Annotated in this window: 12 protein-coding genes; 5 read left to right on the top strand and 7 right to left on the bottom strand. The window is 75.0% G+C overall.

Annotated elements, in window-relative coordinates; all coding sequences use genetic code 11:
• Nucleotides 1-493 precede the first annotated feature (493 nt).
• The 3 genes from ettA to ACIP4O_RS07055 are packed head-to-tail and all read left to right on the top strand — an operon-like array spanning nt 494 to nt 3382.
• Nucleotides 494-2158, top strand: a complete 1665-nt coding sequence (gene ettA / locus ACIP4O_RS07045; protein ID WP_401572489.1) for an energy-dependent translational throttle protein EttA — start codon at nt 494-496, stop codon at nt 2156-2158.
• 6 nt (nt 2159-2164) lie between these two features.
• Nucleotides 2165-2614, top strand: a complete 450-nt coding sequence (locus ACIP4O_RS07050) for a thioesterase family protein (RefSeq protein ID WP_361322883.1) — start codon at nt 2165-2167, stop codon at nt 2612-2614.
• Between the two features lie 30 nt (nt 2615-2644).
• Nucleotides 2645-3382, top strand: coding sequence for a hypothetical protein (locus tag ACIP4O_RS07055; RefSeq protein ID WP_401572492.1), 738 nt, complete (start codon nt 2645-2647; stop codon nt 3380-3382).
• On the opposite strand, the gene ACIP4O_RS07060 is transcribed toward ACIP4O_RS07055, so the two are convergent.
• Nucleotides 3366-4151, bottom strand: coding sequence for an ArsR/SmtB family transcription factor (locus ACIP4O_RS07060; protein ID WP_401572495.1), 786 nt, complete (start codon nt 4149-4151; stop codon nt 3366-3368). The two genes, ACIP4O_RS07055 and ACIP4O_RS07060, sit on opposite strands and share 17 nt — an antisense overlap.
• 65 nt (nt 4152-4216) lie before the next feature.
• Here ACIP4O_RS07060 and ACIP4O_RS07065 point away from each other — a divergent pair, with 65 nt between their 5' ends.
• On the top strand, nt 4217-4690 hold the full coding sequence (locus ACIP4O_RS07065) for an OsmC family protein (protein WP_401572497.1): 474 nt from the start codon (nt 4217-4219) through the stop codon (nt 4688-4690).
• Here ACIP4O_RS07065 and ACIP4O_RS07070 read toward each other — a convergent pair.
• On the bottom strand, nt 4674-5078 hold the full coding sequence (locus ACIP4O_RS07070) for a globin (protein ID WP_361322871.1): 405 nt from the start codon (nt 5076-5078) through the stop codon (nt 4674-4676). The two genes, ACIP4O_RS07065 and ACIP4O_RS07070, sit on opposite strands and share 17 nt — an antisense overlap.
• 132 nt (nt 5079-5210) lie before the next feature.
• Here ACIP4O_RS07070 and ACIP4O_RS07075 point away from each other — a divergent pair, with 132 nt between their 5' ends.
• Nucleotides 5211-6221: a methyltransferase domain-containing protein gene (locus tag ACIP4O_RS07075; RefSeq protein ID WP_401572500.1), complete on the top strand. Its 1011-nt coding sequence runs from the start codon at nt 5211-5213 to the stop codon at nt 6219-6221.
• A 52-nt stretch (nt 6222-6273) separates the two neighbouring features.
• Here ACIP4O_RS07075 and ACIP4O_RS07080 read toward each other — a convergent pair whose 3' ends face one another.
• The 5 genes from ACIP4O_RS07080 to ACIP4O_RS07100 all read right to left on the bottom strand — a co-directional run bounded on the left by ACIP4O_RS07080 (nt 6274) and on the right by ACIP4O_RS07100 (nt 14773).
• Nucleotides 6274-7542, bottom strand: coding sequence for an FHA domain-containing protein (locus ACIP4O_RS07080; protein ID WP_401572503.1), 1269 nt, complete (start codon nt 7540-7542; stop codon nt 6274-6276).
• 128 nt (nt 7543-7670) lie between these two features.
• Complete coding sequence (locus ACIP4O_RS07085; RefSeq protein WP_401572506.1) at nt 7671-8993, bottom strand: VWA domain-containing protein; 1323 nt, start codon at nt 8991-8993, stop codon at nt 7671-7673.
• A gap of 49 nt (nt 8994-9042) precedes the next feature.
• On the bottom strand, nt 9043-10572 hold the full coding sequence (locus tag ACIP4O_RS07090; protein WP_401572509.1) for a PP2C family protein-serine/threonine phosphatase: 1530 nt from the start codon (nt 10570-10572) through the stop codon (nt 9043-9045).
• A gap of 3 nt (nt 10573-10575) precedes the next feature.
• Nucleotides 10576-13401, bottom strand: coding sequence for a tetratricopeptide repeat protein (locus ACIP4O_RS07095; protein ID WP_401572512.1), 2826 nt, complete (start codon nt 13399-13401; stop codon nt 10576-10578).
• A gap of 49 nt (nt 13402-13450) precedes the next feature.
• Complete coding sequence (locus tag ACIP4O_RS07100; protein WP_401572515.1) at nt 13451-14773, bottom strand: hypothetical protein; 1323 nt, start codon at nt 14771-14773, stop codon at nt 13451-13453.
• Nucleotides 14774-14827 lie beyond the last annotated feature (54 nt).

Below are 14827 nucleotides of genomic sequence, written 5' to 3' on the forward strand. Positions count from 1 at the left end.
CCGTCCCCGCCGTCCCGGCCGCCCCCGCCGTCCCGGCCGCCCCCGCCGTCCCGGCCGCCCCCGGCGTCCCCGCCGTCCGCGCACCCCCCGCCGTCCCCACCGTCCGCACACCCCCCGCCATCCCGCCATCCGCCAGAGCCCGCCAGCCCCCGCTCAGCAGTCGCGCCCCCCGCCCCCCCGCAGTGACCCCGCCCTCACCCTCCCCCGCGAACCCAGCCGACCCCGAGCCCCCACCCCCGAGCCCCCACCCCCGACTCCCCACCCCCGAGCCCCTCCCGCCCTGCCCCCCACCCCCCCGAATCCGCAGCTCACATCCCCCAGAGGGGAACGGGTTTCCGCCCGAGGGGCAGCGTGCGGCAAGATGGGTGTGTCTGCCCTCCGGTGGGGCCCCGGGGCTCGGGGGAGGGCGGAGTCCCCCTTCACGGGGTGTCCCGTCGATCCTGGCGGGCTCCCCAGGACGACTGTCAGAATCCAGACTGCCGGACGGTTTCTCTTGGCTGAGTACATCTACACCATGCGCAAGACGCGCAAGGCTCATGGCGACAAGGTGATCCTTGACGACGTGACGCTGAGCTTCCTGCCGGGCGCGAAGATCGGTGTTGTCGGGCCGAACGGCGCCGGTAAGTCGACCGTCCTGAAGATCATGGCGGGCCTTGAGCAGCCCTCCAACGGGGACGCCTTCCTCTCACCCGGCTACAGCGTCGGCATCCTGCTCCAGGAGCCCCCGCTCGACGAGTCGAAGACCGTGCTGGAGAACGTGCAGGACGGCGTCGCGGAGACCATGAAGAAGGTCAACCGCTTCAACGAGATCGCCGAACTCATGGCGACCGACTACTCCGACGCGCTGCTCGAAGAGATGGGCAAGCTCCAGGAGCAGCTCGACCACGCCAACGCCTGGGACCTCGAAGCCCAGCTCGAACAGGCCATGGACGCCCTGGGCTGCCCGCCCGGTGACTGGCCCGTCGTCAACCTCTCCGGTGGCGAGAAGCGTCGCGTCGCGCTCTGCAAGCTGCTCCTCGAAGCCCCCGACCTGCTGCTCCTCGACGAGCCCACCAACCACCTCGACGCCGAGTCGGTGAACTGGCTGGAGCAGCACCTCTCCAAGTACGAGGGCACCGTCGTCGCCATCACCCACGACCGGTACTTCCTCGACAACGTCGCGGGCTGGATTCTGGAGCTGGACCGGGGCCGCGCCATCGGCTACGAGGGCAACTACTCCACGTACCTGGAGACGAAGCAGACCCGTCTCAAGGTCGAGGGCGCCAAGGACGCCAAGCGCGCCAAGCGCCTCAAGGAGGAGCTGGAGTGGGTGCGCTCCAACGCCAAGGGGCGACAGGCCAAGTCGAAGGCGCGCCTGGCCCGTTACGAGGAGATGGCCGCCGAGGCCGAGAAGACCAGGAAGCTGGACTTCGAGGAGATCCAGATCCCGCCGGGGCCCCGCCTGGGCAACGTCGTGATCGAGGTCGACCACCTCAACAAGGCGTTCGGCGAGAAGGTCCTCATCGACGACCTCTCCTTCACCCTCCCGCGCAACGGCATCGTCGGCGTCATCGGCCCCAACGGCGCCGGCAAGACCACGCTCTTCAAGATGCTCCAGGGCTTCGAGGACCCGGACTCGGGCAACATCAAGGTCGGCGAGACCGTCAAGGTCTCCTACGTCGACCAGGGCCGCTCCAACATCGACCCGAAGAAGACGCTGTGGGAGGTCGTCTCGGACGGTCTCGACTACATCAACGTCGGCCAGGTCGAGATGCCCTCGCGCGCCTACGTCTCCGCCTTCGGCTTCAAGGGCCCCGACCAGCAGAAGCCCGCCGGAGTCCTCTCCGGCGGTGAGCGCAACCGCCTCAACCTCGCGCTCACCCTCAAGCAGGGCGGCAACCTGCTCCTCCTCGACGAGCCCACGAACGACCTCGACGTCGAGACCCTCTCCTCGCTGGAGAACGCGCTCCTGGAGTTCCCGGGCTGCGCCGTGGTCGTCTCCCACGACCGCTGGTTCCTCGACCGTGTGGCGACGCACATCCTCGCCTACGAGGGCGAGTCCAAGTGGTTCTGGTTCGAGGGCAACTACGAGTCGTACGAGAAGAACAAGGTCGAACGACTCGGCGCCGACGCGGCCCGCCCGCACCGCGCCACCTACAAGAAGCTGACCCGGGGCTGAGGGAACGTGGCGCGTCACCTCTACCACTGCCCGCTGCGCTGGGCCGACATGGACGCCTTCGGGCACGTCAACAACGTGGTGTTCCTCCGCTACCTGGAGGAGGCCCGTATCGACTTCATGTTCCGGCTCAAGCCCGAGGGCGACGGACCGTCCTTCTCGGGCGGCTCCGTCGTGGCCCGGCACGAGATCGACTACCTGCGCCCGCTGGTGCACCGGCACACACCGGTCACCATCGAGTCGTGGGTGACGAACCTGCGCGCCGCGGCCCTCACCATCGCCTACGAGGTGAAGGACCCGGAGAGCGCGGACAGTCCCGAGGTGGTGTACGCGCGCGCCGCCACGGTCGTCGTCCCGTACGACCTGGAGGCCGGACGGCCGCGCCGTATCACCGCGTACGAGCGCGAGTACCTGGAGAAGTACCGCGACGACGCCGGGCCCGGCGGGCTCGTCGCGTGAGGGGGCGGCGCCTGTGACGGGACAGCTCGCATGAGTGATACGCCGGTGCGGTGCGCCGACCCGGGGGAGGCCGCGGACCTCGCGGCCTTCCTCGGGCGGCTGCTCCACTACGACAAGGCCGCCGCGGTGCGGCTCCAGGCCGCGGCGGGGGCGCTCGCCGTCTTCGGCCGCCCCCCGTCCTTCGAGGTCCTCGCGATCCGTACGGTGCGGCTCGCGCCGCAACCGGCCGCGCGGACCTTCGACGTGACCGTCTCGGCGGGCGACCTCCTGGAGACCGTGGACGAGGCCACGGCGCGCTTCGCCGTGCCCGCGCCCGTCACGGGCCCGCCCTGGGCGGGGCTCCTGCCCCCGCGCGGCGGCTGGCACCGCGAACCGGTCGCGCTCCTGCCCCAGGCGGTACGCGGCGCCGTCGCCCAGGCCGTGGCGGAGTTCCGTACCCGCATGGAACGGCTCGCCCCGGCCGGGCGGACCCGTGCCGAACTCGACCGGATCGGCGGCGAGGTCTGGTCCCGTACGGTCGGCGACACCTCGCTGCCCGTACGCGCCGCGCACGCGGCGCAGGCGCTCGGCTTCCTGCGCCCGCCCGCGTCCCCGCAGGCCCCGGGCGCCACGAGTCCGCGGCTTCCGCGGGACGCCGACGATCCCGACGCCGCGCACTCGCTCGCGCTCTTCAGCTCGGGCGCCTGGCTGCGCCTGCGCACGCCGTACGGCTCGGTCGCCGTCCGGCGCGGGGGCCTCGGGATGCTCGGGATCAGCCCGCGTTCCTGAGCTCCACCGCCCCGCCGGTGGTACGCGGCTCCTCGTCCACGCCGATGCCCCAACGCTCCGCGAGCAGCTCCCGCCCCGCCGGGGTCACCGACAGGCCCCGGTCCGTACGGTGCCGCTCCACCCACCCGGCGGCGAGGAACCGCGCGCCGACCGCCGCGCCCAGCGCCCCCGCGAGGTGCGGGCGACGCTCGGTCCAGTCCGCGCACGTACGGACCGTGGGGCGGCGCGCCGCTCGGGCCGCTGCCACGTCCACCCCGAGCCCCGCGAAGCCCTCCGCGCCCGCCGGGGTCAGCCCCTCGCGCAGCCACCCCGAGGCGTGCCACGCCTCGCTCAGCGCGACCCCGAGACGCCCCGCGAGGTGGTCGTAGCAGAACCGCGCCGCCGCGAGCCGTGCGGCCTGGCGGCTGGGGCGGTAGCCGCGCACGGGCGTCGGCCCGGTGAGCGCCCCGAGCGCTTCGAGCGCGCGCGCCACCTCGGGCCCCGCGAGCCGGTAGTAGCGCCGCCGACCCGAGGCCGTGCACTCCAGGAGCCCGGCGGCGACGAGCACGGACAGGTGCTCGCTCGCGGTCGAGGCGCCGATCCCCGCGGCGCGCGCCAGCTCACCGGCCGGGCGCGCGGTGCCGTCCATGAGCAGGTTGCAGAACACGGAACGCGCGGGGGCCGCGAGCGCTTGCGCGACCGCGCTGAAGTCGCGGTCGCGGCCGGGGACGGGGCCGCTCGCGGGAGCGGTCACCGAGCCGGTCGCGGCGGTGGTCACGGAGCTGGGCATACGGACGACGATAGTCCCGGCATCCTTCGGTACACACCGAAACGAACCCGCCCTACGGTCGCCCCATGACCACCCGGCCCGCACCCCACGCCTACCTCGCCCTCCTCCAGTGGCAAGGCTCCACCGCCGCCGGAATCCGCGGCTACTCCCGCACCCACACCGCCCTCGCCCCGCCCGCGGGGCAAGGCCTCGCCCTGAGCGCCGATCCGGCCTTCCGCGGTGACCCCGAACTCCTCAACCCCGAACAGCTGCTCCTGACGGCCGCCTCCTCCTGCCAGTTGCTCTCGTTCCTCGGCGAGGCGGCGCGCGCGGGCGTGGACGTCCTGGCCTACGAGGACGAGGCGAGCGCCCGCCTCGACCTGGAGCGCGGACGGCTCGACGCGATCCGCCTCGCGGTGACCGTACGGGTGGCACCCGGCACCGACCCCGGGGCGGTGCGGGACCTCGCCGCGCGCGCCCACCGCGCGTGCTTCGTCGCGAACAGCCTCGCCGTACCCGTCGACGTGGTCACCGAGGTGGAGGTCAGTCCGCGCGGTTGACCATCGAGGCGGCGGCGTAGGTGAGGTAGGTCCACAGGGTGCGGTCCTGCTCCTCGGTGAGACCGAGTTCGTCGACCGCGGCGCGCATGTGCGTCAGCCACGCGTCGTGCGCGGCCCGGTCCACGGCGAAGGGCGCGTGGCGCATCCGCAGACGCGGGTGGCCGCGGTTGTCGCTGTACGTGCGGGGGCCGCCCCAGTACTGCATGAGGAAGAGCGCGAGCCGTTCCTCGGCCGGGCCGAGGTCCTCCTCCGGATACATCGGGCGCAGCAGCGGGTCCCCGGCCACGCCCTCGTAGAAGCGGTGCACCAGGCGCCGGAAGGTCTCCTCGCCGCCGACCTGCTCGTAGAAGGTCTGCTCCTGGACTGTGCCGTGCGGGATCTCGTTCACGTGTCCATCGTCTCAGACACCCCGGCCGAGGACCGGGGGCGTAGGACCGCCGCCGTTCGTCGGCGCCGACCCGTCCGAAAGCACCCCGCACGCGTACTCGCTTCCCGCCCCCGCGCCCCCCACAGTGGACCCATGACCCCGCAGCCCGCCCAGCCCGCGAGGGCTCCCCGCACCGAGGAGGAGTGGCAGGACCTCGCCACCCGCTCCCGCGAGGGCCTCCTGCGCCGCCTGTCCCGCGAGTGCGACCTGCTTGACGAGGACTCGCCCTGGTACGCGGCCTTCGCCTCCGTCCCGCGTCACTACTTCGTCCCGTACTACTACGTCCGCGCCCCCACCGGCGGCTTCGAGCGGCTGTGGGGCGAGGACCCCGACCGCGAGCGGCGCGCCCGCTGGCTCACCGGGGCCTACGCCGACGTGCCGCTCGCGACCCGGCTGCGCGACGGTGAACTCCTCTCGTCGAGCAGCCAGCCCTCGCTCATGGCCCGCATGCTCACCGGGCTCGACGTGCGCCCCGGGGACCGGGTCCTGGAGGTCGGCGCGGGCACCGGGTGGAACGCCGGGCTGCTGTGCCACCGCCTCGGCGAGGACCTCGTCACGACCGTCGACCTCGACACCGACATCACCGAGTCGGCGCGCGCGCACCTGGCGCGGGCCGGGTTCAGGCCCGAGGTCGGCACGGGCGACGGGATGCGCGGCTGGCCCGCGCGCGCCCCGTACGACCGGGTGCTCATCACGGCGGCGGTCAACACGGTGCCCCGCGCGCTGCTGCGGCAGTGCGCCCCGGGCGCGCTCGTCGTGGCGCCGCTCGCGACGGGCCTGCTCGCGCTGCGGGTACGGGACGCCGAGCACGCCGAGGGGCGATTTCTCGCCACACCCGCCTACTTCGTCCCGATGCGGGGCGCCGAGCGCACCCCCGAGCCGGCCCCGTACCTCGGCGGGCTGCCCTCCTGGGCCGCGCGGGACGAGGACTTCCACTTCCTGCTCGCGCTCACCTCGGGCAGCCTCGACCCGCACGAGGCGCTGGCGCTGTGGCGGCGCGAGCAGTTGCCCGCCAGGGAGCGCTTCGGGGTCACGCTGCGCGGCGAGCACCTGTGGGCGTGGCTCGACGACCCGGACGGACCGTATGCCTGGGCGCTGCCCTGAGCGCGCGAGGGGGCCGCACGCGCGTGGCGTGCGGCCCCCTGAGGCGCATCGCTCAGCCGCGGTGGATCGTGATCGTCGTCCACGCGCCGACGTGCACGCGGTCGCCGTCCGAGAGCGGCTGGACCACGAAGGGCTGAATGGGCTCTTCCGAGCCGTTGACCGTCGTGCCGTTCGTGGAGTTCTGGTCCACGACCGCCCACGTGCCGTCCTGCTGGCGCGTCAGCATGGCGTGCTGGTGCGAGACCCCGGGGTCCTCCGGAGGCACCGACAGGTCGATGTCGGGCGTGTTGCCCGTGGAGTGCCTGCGGCGGCCGATCGTGATCTGGCTCCCGGTCAGCTCGACGCGCTGCTCCGGGGAGTACGCGGGCAGGCTGAGCCCGGCCGCCTCGGGGCCGCTGCGCTGCATCATCGCGAGGAAGTACTCACGATCGGGGCCGTACGTGGCGCTCCAGGTCCCCGGCGCGAGACCGGCGGGGCCCTGCGCGAAGGGGTCGCCGTGACCGCCCGGACGGGGGCCGCCGGGGCCGGGACCGCCCGGGCCGGGGAGGCCGGGACCGTTGGTACCCGGGCCGTTCGGGGCCGAGGTGTGGGGCATTCCGCCACTCGGTCCCGGGCCGTTCTGGCCGGGGCCGTTCGGTACCGGGCCGTTCGGCGGGTACGGGGCGGGCGGCGCGATCGGCCAGTCGTCCACGCCGGGCTGCTGGCGCTGCTGCGGTGGCTGGTGCTGCTGAGGCTGCTGGGGCGGCTGCGTGGTGGCAGGGCCGGGGGCGTAGCCGCTCGTCTGGCCGTACGGGTCGGGGAAGCCGCCCTGCGCGGGGCGGGCGCCGTGGTCGCCCGCCGTGCCGTGGCCGCCGGGGCCACCGTGGCCGCCGGAATTGCCGCCCGGGTACGACGGCGACTCCTGCTCGCCCTGTCCCGGATAACCGGACCCGGGCCGCTGGATCATGTCCGGGACGATCGGCTCGGGGGGCCTGTTGATCCGGGAGGGCCGCGATTCCTGGTACTCGTGCGTCTGGGGGCCGCCGGGGAAACCGCCTCCGGCGGGTGAGGCGGGCGGGGACGGCACGTAGGTCGTCGCCGTACCGGTCAGGAAGTTCCACCGGCAGTGCTCGCAGAACGGTCCACCGGATTCGCGTGGCGTACCGCACTGGGGGCAGCGCTCGGCCTCCGGCTGGCTCCCGCTGTGCGGGTATCCGTACGGGCTGGGCGCGGGGGGCGGGGAAGGCGGCGGCACAGGTCCGCCCGACCCGGCCATGCGATGGCCGCAGATCTCGCACCAGTCGTCGGAGCTCGACTGATGTCCGTTCGGGCAGGTCGGCATGTCGGCGCTTCCTCCTCTCCTTCTCTTCTCCGGCCTCCCGGCCGGTCACTGACAGCATCCGGCCCGGCGGGTCCGGAAGGGCGGGCCCACCGCCACACATGTGTCGTGCGGCGGGCGGCGCGCGAGGGCTACTTCCTGACCCGCACGGTCTTGGTGGACCGTGTTTCGAGGGTCATCTCGTCCGCCTCCGTCACTTTCGCCTTCAGTCGCACAGTACCCGCAGGCGCGTCCACGACGTCCACCACCTTGGCGAGCAGCTTGGCCGTCGCCTCGTTCCCCGAGGCGTGCGCGAGCTGGACCGCGCGACCGAGCCGCGCCGTGGCGCGTTCCTGGTCACCGGACTTGCGTGCCTGGAGTCCCTCCCGTACCGCGCCCGCGAGTTCGGCCTGCCCCGTGTAGTGCGCGACCTGCGGGTTGAGCTGCGTGGACGCCGCGATGTCGTCCGTCCACACGGCCCGTACGAGCCCCTGCCCGAGCCGCGTCACCGAGCCGTCCGCCTCGGGTACGACGAGTGACACCCGCCCCGCGAGCATCTCCTGGCCGAGCCCGGCGGGCGGGACGCGGACGCAGAAGTGGTAGTCCCGCGATTCGTCGCCCCACGAGCCGGTCGGGTAGTCGCCGGTGCGCGGGGCCGGCTCGGTGCGGCGCGCGGTGAGGTCCTCGACGCTGGGCGCGACCTGCTTGACGAAGACGGGCTCGGCGCCCTGCGGGGTCCACAGGCGCAGTGCGACATCGGCGACCTCCTTGCCCATGACGTTCTCCATCATGCGCGTGAAGTCCTCGGTGAGCGCCTCGGGTTCGGCGACGATGTCGGCGCTGCCGAGGAGCGCGGAGGCGATCCCGGTGACCTCGGCCACCTCCCAGTCGGTGCCGACCCCGCGCGCGTCGCAGGTGAAGCGGCCCACGCAGTCGTCGAGCGCGGCGCGCAGCTCCTGCGGGGTCTCGTGCTCGTTGCGCCCGTCGGTGAGCAGGATGCCGTGCCTGATCGTGGCGGGCGCCTGGGCGAGCAGGCGCTCGGCGAGGCGCAGCCACGTACCGACGGCGGTGCCGCCGGAGGCCCTGAGCGCGCGCAACGCCTGCTTCGCCTCGGCCCGGGTGCGGTCGTCGGCGACCGCGAGCGCGCCCCCGCGCGGGTAGACCTCCCTGGCCACGTGCGTGCCCTCGACGACGGCGAAGCGGGTGCCGTCGCGCAGCGTGTCGAGCGCGGCCCCGGTGGCCTCCTTGGCGTGGTGGAGCTTGCTCGGCGGGTACTGCATCGAGCCGGAGCAGTCGACCATGAGCACCACGGCGGCGTCCCGGCCCGGGCCCGCCGCGGTGAGCGCGCCCGTGCCGCCGCCCGTCGCGGTCACCGTGACGACGGCGTGCACCTCGCCGGAACCCTCCGGCAGGTACGGGTTCTGGTAGACCTCGACCTCGAACCGGGGCCCCTCGGGCTTCGAGAAATTCGCCATGACGCCGTTCCCCCTCATCGACTTCTGCCGCTACTGCCGCTGTCCGCCGTCACCGCGCTTCGAGCCGCACCGGTTCCCCCGGCGTCGGGTACGGGACGACGGCGACCGTGATGTTGTCGTGGCCGCCGCTGTCGAGCGCGTACCGCACGAGCGTGCGCGCCGCGTCGAGCGGGCGGCTGCCCGAGTCGGCGGGCAGCAGCGCGGCCATCGCCTCCGCGCTCTCCGCGTAGTTCCACAGCCCGTCCGTGCACACCACGACCGTCCCCGGCGCCTCCGGCCGGAAGGCGGCCGTGTGCGGCTCCAGTTCGTAGGCGTCGGCGCCGAGCCAGCCCGTGATGGCGTGCGCGCGTTCGTCCGCGTACGCCTCCGCCTCGCTCAGCAGCCGCGCGGCGACCATCTGCGCCGCCCACGAGTCGTCCTCGGTGAGGCGGTACGGGGTCGCGGAGCGGTCGGCGGGCACCCAGTAGACGCGGCTGTCGCCGACCCAGCCCACGACGAGGAGTTCCTCGGTGACGATCGAGGCGACGAGCGTGCACGCCGGAGCGTTCTGCCCGGGCTCCTCGGGGGGCAGGACCGGTTCGTCGGCGAGCGCGTTGACGGCCTCGGCCGCCTGCTCGATCGCCTCGCGCATCGCCTGCTCGGGGCGGGTGCCGCGCGGCAGCGAGGCCATCAGCGCGGCCTCGGCGGTCTGCGCGGCGGCGAGCGAGGCGGCGTCCGGGCGCGTCGCCGAGGAGACGCCGTCGCACACGACGGCGACGGCGGCCGTGGCCCCGTCGGGCAGCGCGGTCGCGGCGACCGCGAAGGCGTCCTCGTTGCGGTGGTGGCGCAGCCCCCGGTCGCTCACGGCCGCGAGCGTGCTCAACTCCCGCTCCATGTGGTCGCGCGGTCGCGGCTGCGCGTGCCCGCACCGCTCGCAGTACCCGTCCGCGTCGACGCGGCCCGCGCCGCACCGCGCGCACACCGGGCCCGGCTCGGGCGGCGGCGGGCTCAGGCGTGGATCGGGCGCGGCCTCGGGGGCGGCGCCCGGCGCCGCGTCGGGCGTGGGAGCGCTCGGCGCGGTCGCGTCCGGCGCGGCCCCCGGCGCCGCCTCGGGGCGCGGCGGTACGGGGGCGGAAGCGGACTGCGCCGGTACGTGCGCCCCGGCGTCCGAAGGCGTGGCCGCGCCGGGCGGCGGTAGGGGGGGCGGGGCTGCCAGGGCGTAGTCGCCGTCCGGGGGCTCGGGGTGCTCGGCAGGGCGGTCGCTCACGTGCCGGGGGCCGGCGTGCGCCCGTACCGCCGGGTCCTGAGGCGCCCGGGCCTCTTCGGGGAGCCGCACGCCCTCGGGCAGCGTCGGCTCCTCCGGCCGCGCGGACGTGTCCGAGACCGTCGCGGGCAGGTCCGAGGCGCGCAGGACCGGCGCGGGGCGGCCCGTGCCGTCCGTCTCGCGGGCCTGCGGCCAGTCGGGGGCGGCGGAGGGCGGGTCCGCGGGGGGCCCCGGCACCGCCGAGAGGTCGTAGCCGCAGCCCCCGCAGTACAGGTCACTCGCGTCGAGTGGTTCCGCGCACCGGGGACAAGCCGCCAGCTGATGCGTCCGCGCCATCAATCACACCCACGTCCGGGGGCGGAGTCGGTTGGCCCGCTCCACCAGTTCGATCCGTTCCCCGCCGTCACCGGCGAGCCTGGCCAAGGTCCGGAAGGCGCGTTCCAGGCCGAACCGGAGCCCGCGCTCGTCGAGCGGGCAGCCCAGCAGACCACCCTCCCGCTGCCCTGCGCCGTGGCGACCCGAGAGTACCCAGTCGAGCGCCGCGCCCAGTACCTCGGCCGTGAGCGTCTGCGCCCGCACCGCGTCGACCGCGTCGCCCAGGTCACCGACGCGGGCGGCTGCCGCGCGCAGGTCGGCGAGGGGCGCCTGCCCCGCAGACCGCCCCCGCAACCGCGCCCGGGTCGCCGCGATCCCGGCGGCGGCGTGGTGCGCCGAGGACTCGGGCACCGTCTCCAAGGCCCGTACCGAGGACTCGCGTTCGCCCGCGGCGAAGAGCACCCGCGCCAGGCCGAAGGCGGCGCTCACGTAGCCCGGGTCGGTCTGCCACACCAGCCGGTAGTACTCCACGGCGTTGTCGAGCTGACCGAGCGCCTCGGCGCACAGGGCGAGTGCGAGCTTCGGCGCGGCCTCGCCGGGAAAGGCGTCGTAGATCGCGTCGAAGGAGAGCGCGGCGCGCTCCAGTTCGCCCGTCACGAGCGAGGCGAGGCCCCGGTACCAGACGACCCGCCAGTCCTCGGGGAACTGCCGTTCCAGGTCGTCGAGCGAACGCCCCGCCGCGTCCGGCTGCCCCATCTCCAGGCGCGCCCGCACCTCGCGCAGCCGCACCTCGGGCGAGTCGGCCGGGGCGTTGCGCAAGGCGCTGATCAACTCTCCGTGCACCGCCGTGTGCAGACCGGCGAGGAAGCCCGCGCTCGGGTCGTTCGCGTCCACGCGGGGCACGGGCAGCGCGAGCGCCGCCTCGGGGACGCGCAAGGGGCGCAGCGCCTCGGCGGGGGACGCGGGGGGCGCGGACGGGGGAGGGGGGAGCGGGGGCGTGGTGCTGGGCGGGGTGCCGGGCTGGGCCGGGAGCGGGGCCGGTCCGGCGTGCGCGGAGGGGGCCGGTGGGGCTCCGAAGCCCGTGGGGGGCGGGGCGCCGGGGGTGAGGGCGGCCTGGGCGGTGGCCGCCGCGCCCGCCGCCGGCCCCCTCAGGGCCGTACGCGACCGCCGCCGCCCCTTGCCGCCCGCGCCGCCCGCGCGTCCCGTCTCCCGTACTCCGAGCGCCGAGACCGCCCCGCCCGCCGGGAGGAACAACTCCGTGTCGGGGACGCGCAGCTCGGGCCCGAAGTGGGTCGAGAGCGCGGGGTGCGGGCGGCCCGTGCGGCGGGCCACGATCTCCCGCAGCACCCCGGTGAGCTGCTCGGCCATCTCCTCCGCCGAGGCGAAGCGGCGCGCGGGGTCCGGGTCCGTCGCGCGCACGAGGAGCCGGTAGAAGGACTCGAACTCCTGGAAGACCGGGACCTGCGCCGGGTCGGGAAGGCTGTCCGCGTAGACCGTCGTGTAGCCCTGGAAGTCGAAGGTGAGCACCGCGAGCGTGCGCGCCACCGTGTACAGGTCGGAGGCGACCGAGGGCCCCACCTCGGCGACCTCGGGCGCCTGGTAGCCGACCGTCCCGTAGATCGCCGACTCCTCGTCGTCGGCGCGGCGCACCGCGCCCATGTCGATGAGCTTGAGCTGGTCCTCGGTCTGGATCGCGTTGTCCACCTTGAAGTCGCAGTACAGCAGGGAACGGCTGTGCAGGTGGCCGAGCGCGTCGAGCGCCTCGATGCCGAAGGCGCAGGCCTGCTCGACGGGGAGCGGGTCGCGGCGGCCCTCGCCGGTGCGGCGGGCGTTGGCGATCTCCTTGAGCGACTTGCCGCCCACGTACTCCATGACGATGTAGCCGTCGAGCGAGCCCGTGCGCTGGTCGAGGTGCTCGACGAAGTTGTAGATGCGCACGATGTTGGCGTGCTCGATCTCGGCGAGGAAGCGGCGCTCCGAGATCGCCGCCTCCATCGCGTCCTGGTCGCCCGTGTCGAGCAGGCCCTTGAGCACGACCCAGCGGTCCGAGACCGCGCGGTCGATCGCGAGGTAGACCCAGCCGAGCCCGCCGTGCGCGAGGCAGCCGACCACCTCGTACTGACCGTGCACCACCGTCCCGGGGCCCAGTTTGGGCACGAACGAGTACGGGTGCCCGCACTTCGTGCAGAACCCCTCCGTGCGCCCGGGGTGCTGACCGCGTGCACGCCCCACCGGGGCGCCGCAGTCGGCGCGCGAGCAGAACCGCTTGCGCTCGGGCACCTCGGCCCGCTCCAGGACCGCCGCGCGCGGATCGTGCCGGGGCACGGTCGGTACGCTCACGAGCCCGACGCCGAGCCGCCCGCGCGCCGAACCCGAGGACGCCGAGCCCGTGCTGCGCGCGCTCACCTGCCGCGCCGTACTGCTCCCGGAGAGCCGCCCGGAGACCGAGCGCCGCGAGGAGCGCGAGGAGCCGGAGGCCCGCGCGGAGGGCGCGGAGCCGTACGAGGCGGGCCCGCCCGAGCCGTACGAGGCGACCGCACCGGAGCCGTACGTGGCACCCGGGCCGGAGCCGTACGCCGCCCCCGCACCGTACGAGGCCCCCGAGCCCGAGCCGTACGAGGCCCCCGAGCCCGTCCCCGCCCCGCGGGGCGCGCCCGAGCCATGGGTGGCCGCCGTGCCGCCCGAGCCGCCGCGCCCGCCGCTCACCGTCATGCCGGTCGGCGGAGAGCCGAGCGCCCCGTCCGGGGCGACGACGGGCGCGAGCCCGCACGTGTCGCAGTACAGCTCTCCGCCGCCGACGTCCTCGTACCGGCCCTCGCAGCCCGGCCGCTGACACGCCTGCTCGTTCATCCGCTTCCCCCGTTCCGCCCCCACACGGCGGCACCCCGTTCCGTACGCCTCACTCCTGCCCCCCGGCCAGCGTCTCCGCCACCGCCCGCTGGTAGCGCAGCACCGCCTGCTCGGCCGCCCGCAGATCGCAGGGCGCGCTCCACAGCATGCGGCGGGCCGCGTCGTACCGCTCCATGAGGAGAGTGTCCTCGGCCAGACCGTGCCTCGCGACCTTCGCGCGGTACGCGTCGAGCCGCCCGCGCAGCTCCGCGCGGATCGCGAGCGGCGCCGCGACCGCGGACAACTGCTCCCGGGCGCGCAGGAGTTCGTCCTCGGCCCGCGATTCGAGCGAGTCGAGCAGCGGGCTGAGCCGCGACCAGTGCCCGCGCCTTCGGTACTCGGCGGCGCGCGAGAGCTCCTCCTGGAGCACGACGGGCGGGCCGCTCACCGCCGGGACCTCCGAGGCCGCTATCTTCGCGAGCACCTCACCGCGTGCCGCGCGCGCCTCGGCGAGCGTGCGGTCCGCGCGCGAGAGCAGGTCGCTCAGCTCGCGCAGCCGCGCCTCCGCGTCCTGGCGCACGGCGAGCACGGCCTCGATCTCGCGGCGCACCTCGTCGAGACCGCGCGCCTCGCGGTCGTAGCGCCGCGTGTCGGGACGGCCCGCGCCGGGGGCCGCCGCGCCCGCTTGCGGCTGCCAGAACTCCAGCGGATCGCTGACCACTTGTTCCCGCAGCGCGGCGAGCACGCGCGCGATGCGCTCCAGGTCGTCCCCGGCCGGGTGCTCGCCGGGGAGTACGCCGACCGAGTGCGCGAGCGTGCGGGTGCGGTTCAGCTCGGCCGAGAGCAGGTCGATCCGCGCGGGCAGCGCCGACCACACCGCGTCGGCCGCTATCACGACGCCCAGCGAGTCCGCGTACAGCTCGTTCATCCGCTCCACCAGCTCCTCCAGGGAGCAGCGGTGGCTGAGTCGGGGCGCCTCGCCCGTCAGGCTCGCGACGGGCCCGTTCCCCGCCGCCCCCGCGGCCCCCGGCACGGCGAGCGAGCGGCCCTCCAGGAGTTCGGTCAGCTCCGCGAGGTCCTCGCGGCTGGGGTTGCGGCGCCTCGCGCGCGCCGCGCGGGCGGTGGCGAGCGCTCGCGTGTACGTGTCGAAGCAGGCCCACAGGAGCGAGATGGCCGCCTCCGTGGCCGCCCAGCGCTGCCGCGTCACGCCGGTCAGCTCCGCGCCTTCGAGGAGCCGGCGTCCCGCGTGGTCCTGGAGCGCGAGCAGCGAGGTCTCGACCGCCTCGTGCTCGGCGCCGCGCCGCGCGAGCGCGCGGTCGACCGCCTCGCGGTCCATCACCGCGCCCGGCTCCTGCTCCCCAGCCCCTGCGGACATCGCTCGCGCGCCGCCCATCCCACTCCCTTCCGCCCGGCCCCAGCCGGAGCCGTATCCCCGAACGCGCCTCCC

Origin of the sequence: Streptomyces sp. NPDC088923, assembly GCF_044749745.1 — a bacterium.
Lineage (GTDB): Bacteria > Actinomycetota > Actinomycetes > Streptomycetales > Streptomycetaceae > Streptomyces.

What these genes read in the sequence shown, in the direction of transcription:
- ACIP4O_RS07055 (WP_401572492.1), top strand. Translation starts at nt 2,645, where the DNA reads ATGAGTGATACGCCGGTGCGGTGCGCCGACCCGGGGGAGGCCGCGGAC.
- ACIP4O_RS07060 (WP_401572495.1), bottom strand. Translation starts at nt 4,151, where the DNA reads ATGCCCAGCTCCGTGACCACCGCCGCGACCGGCTCGGTGACCGCTCCC.
- ACIP4O_RS07065 (WP_401572497.1), top strand. Translation starts at nt 4,217, where the DNA reads ATGACCACCCGGCCCGCACCCCACGCCTACCTCGCCCTCCTCCAGTGG.
- ACIP4O_RS07075 (WP_401572500.1), top strand. Translation starts at nt 5,211, where the DNA reads ATGACCCCGCAGCCCGCCCAGCCCGCGAGGGCTCCCCGCACCGAGGAG.
- ACIP4O_RS07080 (WP_401572503.1), bottom strand. Translation starts at nt 7,542, where the DNA reads ATGCCGACCTGCCCGAACGGACATCAGTCGAGCTCCGACGACTGGTGC.
- ACIP4O_RS07085 (WP_401572506.1), bottom strand. Translation starts at nt 8,993, where the DNA reads ATGGCGAATTTCTCGAAGCCCGAGGGGCCCCGGTTCGAGGTCGAGGTC.
- ACIP4O_RS07090 (WP_401572509.1), bottom strand. Translation starts at nt 10,572, where the DNA reads ATGGCGCGGACGCATCAGCTGGCGGCTTGTCCCCGGTGCGCGGAACCA.
- ACIP4O_RS07095 (WP_401572512.1), bottom strand. Translation starts at nt 13,401, where the DNA reads ATGAACGAGCAGGCGTGTCAGCGGCCGGGCTGCGAGGGCCGGTACGAG.
- ACIP4O_RS07100 (WP_401572515.1), bottom strand. Translation starts at nt 14,773, where the DNA reads ATGGGCGGCGCGCGAGCGATGTCCGCAGGGGCTGGGGAGCAGGAGCCG.